Raw genomic sequence first — 15,152 nt, 5'->3', positions numbered from 1 at the left:
TAAAAGTAGATTAAGTTGTCGTCTTCTGTGTCTGGTGACAGACAATAAAGTGAATTAATTCAGTCTCTTGACAACTGATAGAGCCATAAACAAAAAATCAGGAAAATTAAGCGGCTGATGAAACCGCTTTTAGTCTCCTGTGTTCTGATAACATATAATTTCGTTGCCAAATTCCCTATTCAAGGATGAAGTATGTCTCGTCGTGGTGTTAGTCAAAGGCGGCCAGTGCCGCCTGACTCAGTGTACAATAGTCGCCTGATCAGTATGATGATGCGACGACTAATGCGTCATGGCAAAAAATCAATTGCCGCAAGAATAGTTTATGATGCTTTGAAAACTATTGAAGAACGCACCGGTGGAAGTCCCTTAGAAACTTTTGAGAAAGCAGTGCGTAACGCTACACCATTAGTAGAAGTAAAAGCTCGCCGAGTCGGTGGAGCAACCTACCAAGTACCAATGGAAGTGCGTACAGATAGGGGTACTACCCTAGCATTACGTTGGCTAGTACAGTATTCTCGTCAACGTCCAGGGAGAACTATGGCAGGAAGACTGGCTAATGAGTTAATGGATGCTGCGAATGAAACTGGTAGCGCTATTCGTAAGCGGGAAGAAACGCATCGCATGGCAGAAGCAAACAAAGCATTTGCACACTATCGTTACTAAACTAAGTAGAAAAGCGATATCGTCTTCCCAGCTCGGTAATTCATATACAATGTGAATTAGCTGATAGCGCGGAATGGCAAAACCATAGTCTTTAATTAAACTATTACTTATGCGAAAACCAAGCAATTATAGTGATAGTTTTTTCAGAGCAAAAAAAAGTGATATTGCGTTTGGCTAAAGCGTGAAAGCTTACTGAGGGATAACCGCTCCCATGCTCCCATTGAAGTAAGAAGTAAATGTCTAGCTTCGTCTAGGATTTATATAGCAGCAGTAATATACAAGATATCATAGGGCGACAACAATAGGAGGTAATGGTGGCACGCACAAACCCGCTAGAGAGAGTACGCAATATCGGTATTGCGGCGCATATAGATGCGGGAAAAACAACGACGACAGAGAGAATATTATTTTACTCTGGGATCATTCATAAAATTGGCGAAGTTCACGAAGGAACAGCCGTCACAGACTGGATGGAGCAGGAGCGAGAGCGGGGAATCACCATCACTGCAGCTGCAATTAGTACCAGTTGGAAAGATCATCAAATTAACATTATTGATACTCCAGGTCACGTAGACTTCACAATTGAAGTCGAACGTTCCATGCGAGTATTAGATGGTGTAATTGCTGTGTTTTGTTCCGTAGGTGGTGTACAACCACAGTCAGAAACAGTATGGCGACAAGCAGACCGCTATAAAGTACCTCGCATTGCCTTTATTAACAAGATGGATCGCACGGGTGCGAACTTCTATAGAGTGCATGATCAGATGCGCGATCGCTTGCGGGCCAATGCGATCGCCATTCAACTACCCATCGGTAGTGAAACTGAATTTAAGGGGATTATAGATTTGGTGCGGATGTGTGCATATATGTACACAAATGACCAAGGAACTGATATCCAAGAAACAGAAATTCCCGCCGACTTACAAGAAAAAGCCACAGAGTATCGCAAACAATTGGTAGAAGCAGTAGCAGAAACCGAAGATGCTTTGATGACCAAATATTTTGATGGCGAAGAACTGACAGAAGCAGAAATCCGTACTGCTCTACGTAAAGGGACAATTGCTGGGACAATCGTACCAGTGCTGTGCGGTTCAGCCTTTAAGAATAAAGGTGTGCAGTTGATGTTGGATGCAGTGATAGATTACCTGCCAGCGCCAACAGAAGTACCACCAATTCAAGGCACACTGCTCAACGGTGATCCCGTAGAACGTCATGCTGATGATAACGAACCATTATCAGCTTTGGCATTTAAGATTATGGCTGATCCTTATGGTCGGCTGACCTTCGTTCGTGTTTATTCTGGTGTGTTGAAGAAAGGTAGTTATATTCTCAACGCCAGTAAGAACAAAAAAGAGCGGATTTCTCGATTAGTGCTGATGAAAGCAGATGATCGGCAAGACGTGGATGAACTACGGGCTGGTGATTTAGGTGCTGCACTAGGATTAAAAGATACTTTGACAGGTGATACCCTTTGTGATGAAGGCTCACCAGTAATTCTGGAATCCTTATTTATTCCTGAGCCAGTGATCTCGGTAGCGGTTGAACCCAAAACCAAGAACGACATGGACAAGCTTTCCAAAGCACTACAATCCCTGTCAGAAGAAGATCCCACCTTCCGTGTTCGTGTTGACCCTGAAACTAACCAAACTGTAATTGCGGGAATGGGAGAATTGCACCTAGAAATTCTCGTGGACCGGATGTTACGGGAATTTAAAGTAGAGGCAAACGTTGGTGCGCCCCAAGTGGCTTACCGCGAAACCATCCGCAAATCCGTCGAAAAAGTTGATGGTAAATTCATCCGTCAGAGTGGTGGTAAGGGTCAGTATGGTCACGTGGTGATCAACTTAGAACCAGGCGAACCAGGCACAGGTTTTGTATTTGTCTCTAAAATTGTCGGTGGGATTGTACCCAAAGAGTACATAGGACCTGCTGAACAGGGAATGAAAGAATGTTGTGAATCCGGTATTTTAGCCGGATATCCACTCATTGATGTCAAAGCCACATTAATACATGGTTCTTACCATGACGTAGACTCTTCAGAAATGGCTTTCAAAATTGCCGGTTCTATGGCAATCAAGGAAGCGGCTGCAAAAGCTTCTCCTGTCATCTTAGAGCCGATGATGAAAGTTGAAGTTGAAGTACCTGAAGACTTTATGGGAACTGTCATCGGTGACTTAATCTCCCGCAGAGGACAGATTGAAAGCCAAAGCACTGAAAATGGGGTTGCGAAGGTAGTATCGAAAGTTCCACTAGCAACCATGTTTGGTTACGCTACTGATATCCGGTCAAAAACCCAAGGTCGGGGAATTTTTACGATGGAGTTTAGTCACTACGAGGAAGTACCTCGGAGCGTGGCTGAAACTATCATTGCCAAAAGTAAAGGAAACGCTTAATTAAAAAAGGAAACTAGTATTCATGGCACGCGCAAAGTTTGAAAGAAATAAACCCCACATAAATATCGGTACTGTTGGACACGTTGACCACGGTAAAACTACTTTAACAGCAGCTATTACTATGACATTGGCGGCTATGGGTCAAGCTGTAGCTAAGGGTTATGACCAAATTGATAATGCACCGGAAGAAAAAGCCCGGGGTATTACCATCAATACTGCTCACGTTGAGTATGAAACTGAAAGTCGTCACTATGCTCACGTAGATTGTCCGGGACACGCTGACTATGTGAAAAACATGATCACAGGTGCGGCGCAAATGGATGGAGGTATCTTGGTAGTTGCGGCTACGGATGGTCCTATGCCCCAAACCCGTGAACACATCCTCTTGGCAAAACAAGTCGGTGTTCCCAGTCTCGTAGTCTTCTTGAACAAAGAAGATTTGATGGATGACCCAGAATTGCTGGAATTGGTAGAACTAGAACTACGAGAACTGCTTTCGAGCTACGATTTTCCTGGTGATGATATTCCCATTATCAAAGGATCAGGTCTACAAGCTCTCCAAGCAATGACCGCAAATCCCAAAACTCAACGGGGTGAAAATCCTTGGGTAGACAAAATCTACGAATTAATGGACGCTGTAGATTCTTATATCCCCACCCCAGAGCGGGCTATAGACAAACCATTCTTGATGGCAGTAGAAGACGTATTCTCCATCACAGGTCGTGGTACAGTTGCCACGGGTCGGATTGAACGGGGCGTGGTCAAAGTCGGTGATAACGTAGAGTTGGTAGGTATTAAAGATACTCGCGCTACTACCGTGACTGGGATTGAAATGTTCAAGAAGAGTCTTGAAGAAGGTCAAGCAGGGGATAACGCAGGTGTATTACTGCGCGGTATCCAAAAAGCTGATATTGAACGGGGAATGGTAATCGCTAAACCAAAATCAATTACCCCTCATACTGAATTTGAAGGTGAAGTTTACGTTTTAACAGAAAAAGAAGGTGGACGGAAAACTCCATTTTTCTCTGGCTACCGTCCTCAGTTCTATGTGCGGACAACTGATGTAACTGGTACAATCACAGCGTTTACCGCTGATAATGGTGATGCGGCAGAAATGGTGATGCCCGGAGACCGGATCAAAATGACTGTAACCTTGATTAATGCGATCGCTATTGAACAAGGTATGCGCTTCGCTATTCGTGAAGGTGGCCGGACTATTGGTGCTGGTGTTGTCGCTAAAATCTTGAAATAACACTCACCTTTTTGCTCTCATGACAAAGGAGCGGAGATAAATGATAAAATCTCTGCTCCTTTCTATTCCCAAAAACTATTTTGGATTTTAAATTTTAAATTCGAGATGACATCTAAAAATCTAAAATCTAAAATCTAAAATCTAAAGTCTAAAATTTACCGAACCTGGAAAACTTTGATATGGCCACTCTACAGCAGCAAAAGATTAGAATTCGCTTGAAGGCATTTGACCGTCGTTTATTAGATACATCTTGCGAGAAGATTGTAGACACAGCTAACCGTACCAACGCGACAGCTATAGGACCGATTCCTTTACCAACAAAACGAAAGATCTATTGCGTACTCAGATCACCTCACGTAGATAAAGACTCACGCGAACACTTTGAAACCCGTACCCATAGGCGCATTATTGACATTTATCAGCCTTCTTCTAAAACCATTGATGCGCTGATGAAGCTAGATTTGCCTTCTGGTGTGGATATTGAAGTCAAATTGTAAATTTGTCATTGGCCAATAAGATCCCCGACTTTGATAAAAATTCGGGGATCTGTTTTTGTAAAAAAATTTGTGAAAAAATTTATGTTGTGGGCTTTTTCTTTAGCGATCAAACATAATGATAAAATATAAACCAAGTCGGGAGAAATTAGAAAACAATATAATATTTTAAGAATACAATTAATTTATACTCAACTAACTAACAATGACATCCTCTTCTAAAATTGCAGTTCGTGAACTACCCCTGTTTCCATTACCTGAAGTAGTTCTATTTCCTACCAGACCATTACCCTTGCATATCTTTGAATTTCGCTACCGAATCATGATGAATACGATTTTGGAGAGCGATCGCCGATTTGGGGTATTGATGATTGACCCAGCTAATGGGACAATTGCTAATGTTGGTTGTTGCGCGGAAATTCTTCATTATCAACGGCTACCTCATGACAGAATGAAGCTATTAGCTTTAGGACAGCAAAGGTTTCGTGTTTTAGAGTATGTGCGGGAAAAGCCTTATCGCGTTGGTTTGGTAGAATGGATTGAAGATCAACCACCAGCTAAGGATTTACGTCCTTTAGCATCTGAAGTGGAACAACTTTTGCGGGATGTGGTTCATCTTTCATCCAAATTAACAGAACAAAATATTGAATTACCCAATGATTTACCAGATTTACCCACAGAACTATCTTATTGGATAGGTAGTAATCTGTATGGTGTCGCTCCAGAACAACAAGCATTACTAGAAATACAGGACACAGTGGCTCGTTTAGAACGAGAAGCGGAAATTCTCACTTCTACTCGTAATCATTTAGCAGCACGTTCTGTGCTTAAAGATACATTTAGTAATATGGGATAAACTGTCCAAATTTTACAAATTTTATAAGTTCAGGGTTTGCACATAGCTTCTAGTTTCTATGTTCCAAAATTTGATGGTATTATCCTCACCAAAGATAATCAAGATTTATTGTCGTTATGACAAAGGAACTCTTAACTCTTAACTCTTAACTCTTAACTGGGAAGAGGTTTTGGGCAACTTTACCTTTCGTTACTTATGTCGGTTTTTTTCCGTTCACCTACTTATAAATTCTTGTTTTTACTTCTTTTGTTTTTTGCCATTCCCTTGATTAATCCTCGACTCTAAGGTAAAATGTGGTATTTCTTCAAGTTCATCTTCATTTAAACTATACTGTTCACAAACAAGACTTAAGCGATTTCCCGCAGTTGTAACAGCATTCACAGAATGAGTTAAATCACCCTGAAAATAAATTAAAGCATTGGTTTGGGGTTTAACTTGTCCAACCTGACGTTTTTGAGATTTTAGCACCAATTCTCCTCCCTGCATATCCTCTGGTACACGCACATAAAGAACGCTTACAAATGCTGGTGGTTCAACAGTTTTACAATAGGAACGCAAAGATCGATCAATATGGGGGTCAACACGAGAACCCGCTTTAAGTAGTAAAGGATTGAGATAAAAAGCATTACAAGTAGGTAAAAGTGCTAAATCTAAATAAGGCTTAAAATAGGGAAATTTTTGGATAACTTCCGCTAAACCCTGACGCTGAAACACCACAGAAAAGCCTTTAGTATTCACAAAATCCCGATTAAGGTTATTAATAGCAAAATAGGGACAAGCTTGGATTTCTCCCCACAAGTCCTGGAGATATTGAAGAGGAAAGACGTGAGGATGTTGTTGATAGTATTTCACAGTCAGTTAAACTAATTTACATTGCAGGAGTTTTCATCTATTTATACCACACTCTCAGTTCTGTATTTTTTTCTTCCTACGATACGGGAATATGGCTCATCTCCATGCGTCTATACGGAAATCTGCAAATAACCTCACAACTCAGAATTAGCCATAAGCAACATAACCACAGTCCAGGATAAGCCTAAAAAATCAATACTAGTAAAGGACTGACCACGATAGTGAATCAAAAGTGCGGATAAAAGGACTTGAACCTTCACTCCTTTCGGAACTAGAACCTAAATCTAGCGCGTCTGCCAATTTCGCCATATCCGCATTATCATTTCATGATTATAGCATAACAAATCATTTATGACAATAGGTAAAAAATTTAAATTTTTATTTAAATTTTCAAATAAACAGGACTTGTGAAACTTCCGTAAGTCCTAATAAATTGAGAATTAGGCTATGGGGTATTAAGCTGTACTCCATTTAATTTGTATGATTCTAGCGGGCAAGATGCCCGTACCACAACATCTAGCTAGATTAGGATTATCAAATTTAAATGCGTAACAGCTTAGTAATTTCTCCCCATATTCCCATCTACATAACAGTTACACGAGGTAGACGATGCTTAAAGCCGCACAGAATTTCCCAAGAAATGGTATTTAGGCAATTTGCCCAATTATCAGCCGATATTTGCTCTTTTCCCTGTTCTCCCAACAATGTAACTACTTCCCCCTCTTGTAAATCCGGTATAGAACTTACATCTAACATCATTTGATCCATTGTAATTGCGCCAATTTGCGGCACACGCTGTCCACGGATTAATACTTGCATTTTGTTAGAAAGATTACGGGGTACACCATCAGCATAACCAATACCAACCACCGCCAGCCGCATTTCCTCAGCAGCAATAAAATGATGACCATAACTAACTCCAGTACCAGCAGTTATAGTTTTAACTTGGGTAACTCTAGCTTTAACCTGTAAAACAGGTTTAAGTTTGATTTGATTTTGTAAGTGAATAGCAGGATACAACCCATAAATCGCTAAACCTACGCGCACCATATCATAGTGTAATCCTCTATCTGTAAGAGTAGCCGCTGAGTTAGCTAAATGTAAAATAGGAATTTTGATACCTTTAGCTTTGATGTGTGCTATTACTTTTTCAAATCGTCTATGCTGTTCTGTCATCATCCTAGCATCAGGACTATCTGCTGTTGCCAGATGAGAATAAATACTAGCAATATGCAAATGGGGTAATCTTTGCACCAACTGGACAAATTCTGCTGCTTCTTGCCAATTCGTGCCTAATCTAGACATTCCTGTATCCAATTTAATATGTACAGGTAAGGGTAAATTATAATTAATATTTTCTAATACGTTAGAAAATTCTAAAGCTTGCTTGGGACTATATAGGGTAGGCTGAAGTTGCCAATCAGCGATCGCCTGAATTTGTTCTGGTGTGTTCGTTGCCCCTAAAATTAAAATTGGGGCTTGAATACCATCTTCCCGCAATTGAATACCTTCGGGAACAGTCGCTACACCCAACCAACTAGCACCGGATTCTAAAACAGTTTTAGCAACTGCTACTGCCCCATGTCCATAGGCATCAGCTTTAACTACTGCCATTAATTGAGTACATGGGGATAAAAACTTTACCAACTCCTTGACATTATTAGACAAAGCTCCCAAATCAATTTCTACCCAAGCCCGCTGAGAAAACCAAGCATAAGCATCACGTTCTTGATGATCAGTAAAAATTGGGGTTTGTTTGCGATTTAACATTGGACTTCACTCCTATCACACCACCGAAAAGCTTCTCCCATCCCCTAGAAGCTATATCAATTTAATCAGGAAGTTTAACTTTTATCCGGTAATTTATACAAGATGGTGGCGTGAGTAATATTAGTGTGTCCGCATATTCAACAATTTTTCTTTAACTTAATTATTTTATGATAGTTCTTCCTTATCGTCTCAATCATAACAAATTTAAAATCAAATGTCAACCCCTAAATACTTCTTTATTGCGATTTTTTTGGCAAATTTGGGAAAATAGTAACCACAAGATACCCCACTTCTGGAAGAAGTCGAGAATCTGAGTTGAGAATAAAAGTATAAATTCCTTTCCTATCCCCAAGAAAGTGTATTTGTGTTAATATATGTAAAACTAATACCTTGAGCGCAGATTCATGGGGAAGGTTTTAGTCCTGAACGCCTCTTACGAACCGCTCAACATCACCAGTTGGCGACGGGCCACCGTGTTGTTGATGAAAGGCAAAGCTGAACGCTTAGAATACAATGGTAAATTCCTTTACACTGACTTTCCGCAGCCAACCGTTATCCGATTGCGCCACTATGTCCGTGTTCCGTATATGGAAGTTCCTCTGACCCGTCGGAATATCCTGCATCGTGATGGACACACTTGTCAATACTGTGGTTACACAGGAGATAAGTTGACACTTGATCATGTGATACCGAGATCACGAGGGGGGGGTGACACCTGGGAAAACATTGTTGCTGCTTGTGTATGCTGCAATGTCAAAAAAGGCAGTCGTACACCCCAAGAAGCACGGATGCCTTTGCGTCATTTACCTCGCCAACCTTATAGCAGTCTTTACTTTGAGGTAACAAAACATCTGAAAAGTGGACTGCACCAAGAATGGCAAAAGTACGTAATAGGCCTTTAACATTATACAGAATCAACTACAAAAACTCAGGTCAAATTTCACCTGTGGATAGAACTGTTTAACCTAAAACAGTGGCTACAAGTGGTATTTTTACTTGTTTTGGGTTAGTGCTAACCAGCTTAGGGTAGAATTGCCATAAGCTGATATTTTTATGTCCGCAGCGTCGCAAATTACTTGTTTTTCAAGAATTGGGGTTATATCCTTTAAGAAGGGATATAGAGGGAGGATTTGCTCTTAACTGATAATTTGCTACAATTATGAGTAAATGATTTGCCACCAAGCCACCAAAGAAATTGAGAAACAAATTTGAACACAAGATAGTAAGCATAACACAAGTCAAATAAATATTCAAGATAATTATCTAATTTTCATCAAAATCTGCATATTTGTTTAGACAAGTCTCGAAATCAAGAATTCAAATAGATGCTAAAAGGAGAGGCTTGCTTGATTTTTGGCATTTATAGGCACTTTTTGACTTGTGTTAATGACAAAAAATAAACAACTTTAGATAGTACCAACAATTAACTTTAGATTATGGACAAGTCTCATGTAGCTTTAGCAGCGCATTATTGCTTGGATTATATCTAAATGGATAACACCACCTTCAACGTTTAGAAATACAGTTCCCTATGTACGCGAATTATCCAGCCTCTCAACTTGAGAACTTATCTTTAGCTAAAGATCCAAATCCAGAGGAAGTAGAAACAGAGAGAGACATTATTGAACCTCCACCTTTAGTCCGGACATCTTTATCACCGGCTAATAGTGATGGTGGTATCTATTTAGTTCAGCGTGGCAGTTCTTTAGCGTCTCAGAAATCGGAAGAGTTACAAAAAACCCTGCTAGGACACCGCCATGAACGTCAGTTAGTGATTTTACAGGATTTTCCTGATCCCGACGCTCTTTCTTGTGCCTGGTCATATCAATTAATTGCCCAACAGTATGATATCAAATGTGACATTATTTACGCGGGAACTTTAAGCCATCAGGAAAATATTGCTTTAGTTAAATTAACTAATTTACCCGCTCAACGCTGGACAATGCAAACCCTGAAAAATAAAGATTTGTCATGTTATCACGGTTTCGTGTTAATTGACAACCAGGGAACTACCTCTCAATTATTACCAGCAATCCAACAAGCGGGAATTCCCTTAATAGTGCTAGTAGATCATCATAGCTTGCAGGGGGACATCAAATCCGAATTTATGGATGTTCGTCCTTATGTGCGAGCTACAGCGACAATTTTTACTCAATACTTACAAGCAGGATTATTGACCTTAGATAATAGTATTAACCAGCACATTAAATGTGCTACAGCTTTAATGCACGGGTTAAGATCGGATACAAATAGGTTAATGCAAGCCCAAGAAGAAGATTTTATGGCTGCTGGGTATTTGAGCAGATTTTATGATGCTCAGTTACTAAATGCTATTTTACAAGCAAATCGTTCTAAGCGTGTAATGGATGTGATTGAGCGATCGCTTAAAAACCGCATTGTTCAAAATAATTTTTCCATAGCTGGTGTTGGTTACTTGCGGTATGATGATCGGGACGCAATTCCCCAAGCCGCTGATTTTCTAGTTACAGAAGAGAATGTTCATACTGCGGTAGTGTATGGAATAGTTCATGATGAAGACGACGAACTAGAAGTAATTATAGGTTCTTTGAGGACGACAAAACTGACCCTAGATCCTGATGAATTTATCAAAGAAGCCTTTGGACAAGATAGCGCCGGGAGATTTTTTGGTGGGGGGAGAACTGGTGCGGGAGGCTTTGAAATTCCCATGGGTTTTTTATCAGGTGGTAATGAAAATTCGGCTTATGCCAAAATGAAATGGGAAGTTTTCGACGCACAAATCAAACAGAAATTATTAAGATTGGTAAATCCGAGAGATAATCCAATTTAGTCTTAAACCGGATTAAAAGACTTGATTAATTTAGGGTTTAGCAGTGCTGAACCCATGCAAATGAATTGGCTTTTGCTGTCTGATAAGCGGGTATAAATTTGGTATAACTTATTATTGCGCGAAGGTGTCATTATTGGTCAAAAGTGTGTTTATGTCAAAGTAAGTGAATCTCAACCATTGGCAGAATACTTATGATGGAAAATACTAAAAGTTTACATGATGAGAAAGTTGAATCTTTGATCAAAAAGTATCGTGATCAAGGATTTACTGTTATACAAAACCCGAAAGCAGATCAATTACCGTTTGATTTGGATAATTATCAACCCGATATTCTGGCTACTAAGAATGAAAATGAATGCGGTTTAATAGGTTTAATAATTGAAGTAAAAACCAGCATTACTCCAGTTTCAGTTGAGCGTTTACAATCTGTTGCAGAAGAAGTGAGTAAACATCCAGGCTGGCGTTTTTTATTAGTGACACTTGAAGATATGGAAGCAGAATCATTACCAGGAACTTGTGAAGAACTGCCATCCTGGGAAGAACTAATTAACTATTTTAGTCAAGTTAGCAAGCTGATTGAAAATAATAATATTGAACCTGCTTTTCTTTTTCTTTGGAGTCTTTTTGAGGGAGCATTAAGAAAAAGAGCAGTTGATGTATCAATTCCTGTTGAACGTTTACCAGCCATAAAATTAATAAAATCAATGTACTCTTTGGGAGAGTTATCAATTTCTGAATTTGATATTATTCAAGCTTGTCTTGAACAGCGCAACCGACTGGCTCACGGATACATTCAAAAGCTAGATTCGGAGGTTTTACATAAGCTTGTAACGTTGGTTGTTAAGTTATTGATAGAATGGACTTCTAATATATCTGAAACTGAAAAAATAGCAGTTATACAGGTTTCCAGGCTTATGGCTAGTATGACAAAAAATATTCAGGAAAACACAGCACAAAGAAATCAGAAATTTCAAGAAATAGTAGTTTCTGAGTTACATAATCACCCAAAAGAAAAAGAAATATTGGCAAAGATCAAGCACGCAGTGGAAAAAGGAGAAGGAGGAACTAATTTTTTCAATGAACTTCAACACTTATCTGATGAGTATTACGATACTTCTACTGAATCTAAAAATCAACAGGTAAACAAAAATGAAACAGTTTTAGATGATAACGCACAAATAGCACTTGATGTTTTACCAACTCAAGAGAAAGAAAAGATTAGTTATGCTATTAGTTGTCTAGAAAACTTTCCTGATTGTTCAGAAATTGAAGTTTCTAAACTAAATTCAAGTTCAGATAATGATTTTATTGCCAAGGTAGGCACATATCGAATCATTTTTGAATTTCAATCTAAAAAAGTAACTATTATTGATATAGTGAATTACAAACGGATTGAAATGTTATATGGATTATTAGAAAAGGCTAAAGTATGAGAGGTCTAGATTTTTGTGATATAGATATTAAACAGTGTTTGATTGAACTTGAGGAATTTGAAAATCTACTGCGTGATAATAAGGAATTAAATGAACGGAAGGATATACTTCCTTTTTTCAAAGAGAGACAACATTTATCTGCCTGTATTGGATGGTACGCTCCTGATAACTCTTGCAACCAGATCAAACATGAATTTACATTATTTGGAGATTTTAGAGCCGATTTAGTTGTTGGTGATTCTGTAAATAATATTTACTGTTTCATTGAATTTGAAGATGCTAGAAAAGATAGTATTTTTGTAAACAAAAAAGGAAAAACTACATCAGATTGGTCGTCTAGATTTGAAAATGGATTTAGTCAAATCATTGATTGGTTTTGGAAACTTGATGATTTTAAGAATACTGGTCAATTTCGTTCTATTTTTGGAAGTGAGAATATAGAATATCAAGGTATTCTTGTTATAGGTAGAGATGAATTTCTTAGCGAGGTTGAAAAAACTAGATTGAAATGGTATTTAAATAGAGTTGTAGTAGACTCACGCAAAGTAATTTGTAAAACATTTGATCAATTAGCTAGAGATACAAGAAATAGACTTTCACGGTATCCAAAGATTTTATCAAATTACTAATTTGACCCTCTTGTTTGCGCTTTTTCGCAAAATAAAAAATCATATAAAAACACCCAACTGAAAAAATGGAACTATACTTAATCCGTCATGGTATCGCCGAAGAACATCAACCAGGACTAAAAGATGAAAAACGACAACTCACCCCGGAAGGAAGGGAAAAAACCGAGAAAATAGCCCAGAGATTAGTCAAACTCGGTTTTAATTTTGATTTAATACTCACCAGTCCCCTAGTTCGCGCTTATCAAACAGCAGAAATACTCATTGCTGCTGGTCTGAGTTCCCAGTTAGAAGCATCTGATCATCTTAGCTTTGAGGGTGATATTCAAAATTGGTGGCAAGAATGGCTCAAACCCAGGAATTATCCCCAGAAAACCAAACTAGCATTAGTAGGCCATGAGCCTAGTTTAAGCCATTGGGCAGAAATTCTCCTTTGGGGAGAAGCAAAAGAGAGCATTATCCTCAAAAAAGCAGGTATGATAGGAATAAAACTACCAGATAATGGTTCTCCCTTGGGTCGTAGTCAAATGTTCTGGTTGACACAGCCCAAGTACCTGCTGTAAGAGTTATTCGATATAAACGCATCGAATAGTTGTAATATCGGCAACTCTTGTAGTGAAAACAGTCTCTGGTGAGTTAACGTGAGCAGATATTTTACAAAGTAAATGGTGTTGCCATGACGGTATGCGAATACAAGCCTGGTTTAGAAGGTATTCCCGCAGCCCAATCGAGTATAAGTCATGTAGATGGGCAGAAAGGAATTCTAGAATATCGTGGTATTAGGATTGAGGAATTAGCCGAAAAAAGTACATTCCTAGAAACTGCATATCTTTTAATCTGGGGTGAGTTACCAACCAAAGAAGAACTAAAAGCATTTGAACATGAAGTTCTTTTCCACAGACGCATCAAGTACCGTATTCGAGACATGATGAAATGCTTTCCTGAAAGCGGTCATCCTATGGATGCTCTTCAAGCTTCGGCTGCTGCTTTAGGTTTATTCTATTCTCGTCGTGACTTACATAATCCGGTCTATATTCGTAACTCCGCTGTCCGGTTAATAGCGACTATTCCCACAATGGTAGCAGCCTTCCAGTTAATGCGGGAAGGTAACGACCCCGTTAAACCCAGGGATGACTTAGACTATGCTGCTAACTTCCTGTATATGCTGAATGAGAAAGAACCTGATCCTTTAGCAGCCAAGATATTTGATGTTTGTTTAATTCTTCATGTTGAGCATACAATGAATGCCTCTACATTTAGTGCTAGGGTAACGGCTTCTACCCTGACAGATCCCTATGCTGTAGTTGCTAGTGCCGTAGGTACTTTAGGCGGACCCTTGCATGGGGGAGCGAATGAAGAAGTAATTCAGATGCTAGAAAACATTGGTTCTGTAGAGAATGTTCGTCCTTACGTAGATGATCTTCTCCGACGCAAAGCCAAAATCATGGGTTTTGGACATCGTGTGTACAAAGTCAAAGATCCCCGCGCTACAATCTTACAAAGCTTGGCAGAGCAGTTGTTTGAGAAATTCGGGTATGACGAATATTATGAAATTGCCGTAGAAATGGAAAGGGTAGTTTCCGAAAAATTGGGTGACAGAGGGATTTATCCTAATGTTGACTTTTATTCCGGTTTAGTGTATAGGAAAATGGGGATTCCTACAGACTTATTTACACCAGTATTTGCGATCGCTCGTGTAGCAGGTTGGTTAGCACACTGGAAAGAACAACTGGTAGAAAACCGGATTTTCCGTCCTACCCAAGTTTACAATGGTCTTCATGAAGTCTCTTACACTCCCATAGACCAACGTTAAGTGATAAACAACTCAACTCTAGATTTTGGATTTTGAATTTATGCCCTTCAGTGGACAGATTGATAAATGTCACATCTTCTATTGGGGCTTATGATCCAAAATTACAAATCCGGCTGACAACAGTAGGCTGTTGCAGAAAATCAGACAATTTAGATACAATCGACGTTACCAGAGTGGAAACGGCTATTTGT

The 15,152-nt window shown here is 39.3% G+C and carries 13 protein-coding genes and 1 tRNA gene; 11 read left to right on the top strand and 3 right to left on the bottom strand.

Features of this window, described 5'->3' with window-relative positions:
• Positions 1 to 192 precede the first annotated feature (192 nt).
• The 5 genes from rpsG to H6F39_RS14820 all read left to right on the top strand — a co-directional run bounded on the left by rpsG (position 193) and on the right by H6F39_RS14820 (position 5,658).
• Positions 193 to 663 carry a 30S ribosomal protein S7 gene (gene rpsG, locus H6F39_RS14840; protein WP_137907282.1) on the top strand — a complete coding sequence of 157 codons (471 nt, stop codon included), beginning with the start codon at positions 193 to 195 and terminating at the stop codon, positions 661 to 663.
• Positions 664 to 977: 314 nt separating this feature from the next.
• Positions 978 to 3,056, top strand: a complete 2,079-nt coding sequence (gene fusA / locus H6F39_RS14835) for an elongation factor G (RefSeq protein ID WP_137907297.1) — start codon at positions 978 to 980, stop codon at positions 3,054 to 3,056.
• Between the two features lie 22 nt (positions 3,057 to 3,078).
• Positions 3,079 to 4,308, top strand: a complete 1,230-nt coding sequence (gene tuf, locus H6F39_RS14830; RefSeq protein ID WP_137907283.1) for an elongation factor Tu — start codon at positions 3,079 to 3,081, stop codon at positions 4,306 to 4,308.
• A gap of 179 nt (positions 4,309 to 4,487) precedes the next feature.
• Entirely contained in the window at positions 4,488 to 4,805 is a 318-nt protein-coding gene (gene rpsJ, locus H6F39_RS14825) for a 30S ribosomal protein S10 (RefSeq protein ID WP_015113498.1), read from the top strand.
• A 202-nt stretch (positions 4,806 to 5,007) separates the two neighbouring features.
• Complete coding sequence (locus H6F39_RS14820) at positions 5,008 to 5,658, top strand: LON peptidase substrate-binding domain-containing protein (RefSeq protein ID WP_137907284.1); 651 nt, start codon at positions 5,008 to 5,010, stop codon at positions 5,656 to 5,658.
• A gap of 237 nt (positions 5,659 to 5,895) precedes the next feature.
• Here H6F39_RS14820 and H6F39_RS14815 read toward each other — a convergent pair whose 3' ends face one another.
• From H6F39_RS14815 to alr, 3 genes are all read right to left on the bottom strand, one after another.
• On the bottom strand, positions 5,896 to 6,510 hold the full coding sequence (locus H6F39_RS14815; RefSeq protein ID WP_137907285.1) for a 2OG-Fe(II) oxygenase: 615 nt from the start codon (positions 6,508 to 6,510) through the stop codon (positions 5,896 to 5,898).
• 233 nt (positions 6,511 to 6,743) lie between these two features.
• Positions 6,744 to 6,825, bottom strand: a tRNA-Leu gene (locus H6F39_RS14810).
• A 267-nt stretch (positions 6,826 to 7,092) separates the two neighbouring features.
• Positions 7,093 to 8,280: an alanine racemase gene (alr, locus tag H6F39_RS14805; protein ID WP_137907286.1), complete on the bottom strand. Its 1,188-nt coding sequence runs from the start codon at positions 8,278 to 8,280 to the stop codon at positions 7,093 to 7,095.
• A 404-nt stretch (positions 8,281 to 8,684) separates the two neighbouring features.
• Between alr and H6F39_RS14800 the strand changes: the two genes are divergently transcribed.
• The 6 genes from H6F39_RS14800 (at position 8,685) to H6F39_RS14775 (ending at position 14,961) form a co-directional block, all read left to right on the top strand.
• Positions 8,685 to 9,182: an HNH endonuclease gene (locus H6F39_RS14800; protein WP_028085093.1), complete on the top strand. Its 498-nt coding sequence runs from the start codon at positions 8,685 to 8,687 to the stop codon at positions 9,180 to 9,182.
• 629 nt (positions 9,183 to 9,811) lie between these two features.
• Positions 9,812 to 11,089, top strand: coding sequence for a bifunctional oligoribonuclease/PAP phosphatase NrnA (locus H6F39_RS14795; protein WP_137907287.1), 1,278 nt, complete (start codon positions 9,812 to 9,814; stop codon positions 11,087 to 11,089).
• A 191-nt stretch (positions 11,090 to 11,280) separates the two neighbouring features.
• Complete coding sequence (locus H6F39_RS14790) at positions 11,281 to 12,522, top strand: hypothetical protein (protein WP_190396933.1); 1,242 nt, start codon at positions 11,281 to 11,283, stop codon at positions 12,520 to 12,522.
• Positions 12,519 to 13,151 (top strand): Shedu immune nuclease family protein, encoded by a 633-nt coding sequence (locus H6F39_RS14785; RefSeq protein ID WP_190396932.1) that lies wholly within the window; start codon positions 12,519 to 12,521, stop codon positions 13,149 to 13,151. Before H6F39_RS14790 ends, H6F39_RS14785 begins: the two co-directional genes overlap by 4 nt.
• 65 nt (positions 13,152 to 13,216) lie before the next feature.
• A complete protein-coding gene (sixA, locus tag H6F39_RS14780; RefSeq protein WP_190396931.1) occupies positions 13,217 to 13,711 on the top strand; it encodes a phosphohistidine phosphatase SixA in 495 nt (164 codons plus the stop codon).
• 113 nt (positions 13,712 to 13,824) lie between these two features.
• Positions 13,825 to 14,961, top strand: a complete 1,137-nt coding sequence (locus H6F39_RS14775) for a citrate synthase (protein ID WP_137907289.1) — start codon at positions 13,825 to 13,827, stop codon at positions 14,959 to 14,961.
• Positions 14,962 to 15,152 lie beyond the last annotated feature (191 nt).

This window comes from Dolichospermum sp. FACHB-1250, assembly GCF_014696335.1.
Classification (GTDB): domain Bacteria; phylum Cyanobacteriota; class Cyanobacteriia; order Cyanobacteriales; family Nostocaceae; genus Dolichospermum; species Dolichospermum planctonicum.
The sequence above is the reverse complement of the archived record's forward strand: the minus strand, read 5'-3'. Positions and strand labels throughout refer to the sequence as shown.

Bases quoted from the DNA above. Each gene is read 5' to 3' on its own strand.
- H6F39_RS14820 (WP_137907284.1), top strand. From the start codon at position 5,008: ATGACATCCTCTTCTAAAATTGCAGTTCGTGAACTACCCCTGTTTCCA.
- alr (WP_137907286.1), bottom strand. From the start codon at position 8,280: ATGTTAAATCGCAAACAAACCCCAATTTTTACTGATCATCAAGAACGT.
- H6F39_RS14775 (WP_137907289.1), top strand. From the start codon at position 13,825: ATGACGGTATGCGAATACAAGCCTGGTTTAGAAGGTATTCCCGCAGCC.
- H6F39_RS14800 (WP_028085093.1), top strand. From the start codon at position 8,685: ATGGGGAAGGTTTTAGTCCTGAACGCCTCTTACGAACCGCTCAACATC.
- H6F39_RS14785 (WP_190396932.1), top strand. From the start codon at position 12,519: ATGAGAGGTCTAGATTTTTGTGATATAGATATTAAACAGTGTTTGATT.
- H6F39_RS14790 (WP_190396933.1), top strand. From the start codon at position 11,281: ATGATGGAAAATACTAAAAGTTTACATGATGAGAAAGTTGAATCTTTG.
- H6F39_RS14795 (WP_137907287.1), top strand. From the start codon at position 9,812: ATGTACGCGAATTATCCAGCCTCTCAACTTGAGAACTTATCTTTAGCT.
- tuf (WP_137907283.1), top strand. From the start codon at position 3,079: ATGGCACGCGCAAAGTTTGAAAGAAATAAACCCCACATAAATATCGGT.
- sixA (WP_190396931.1), top strand. From the start codon at position 13,217: ATGGAACTATACTTAATCCGTCATGGTATCGCCGAAGAACATCAACCA.
- rpsJ (WP_015113498.1), top strand. From the start codon at position 4,488: ATGGCCACTCTACAGCAGCAAAAGATTAGAATTCGCTTGAAGGCATTT.
- rpsG (WP_137907282.1), top strand. From the start codon at position 193: ATGTCTCGTCGTGGTGTTAGTCAAAGGCGGCCAGTGCCGCCTGACTCA.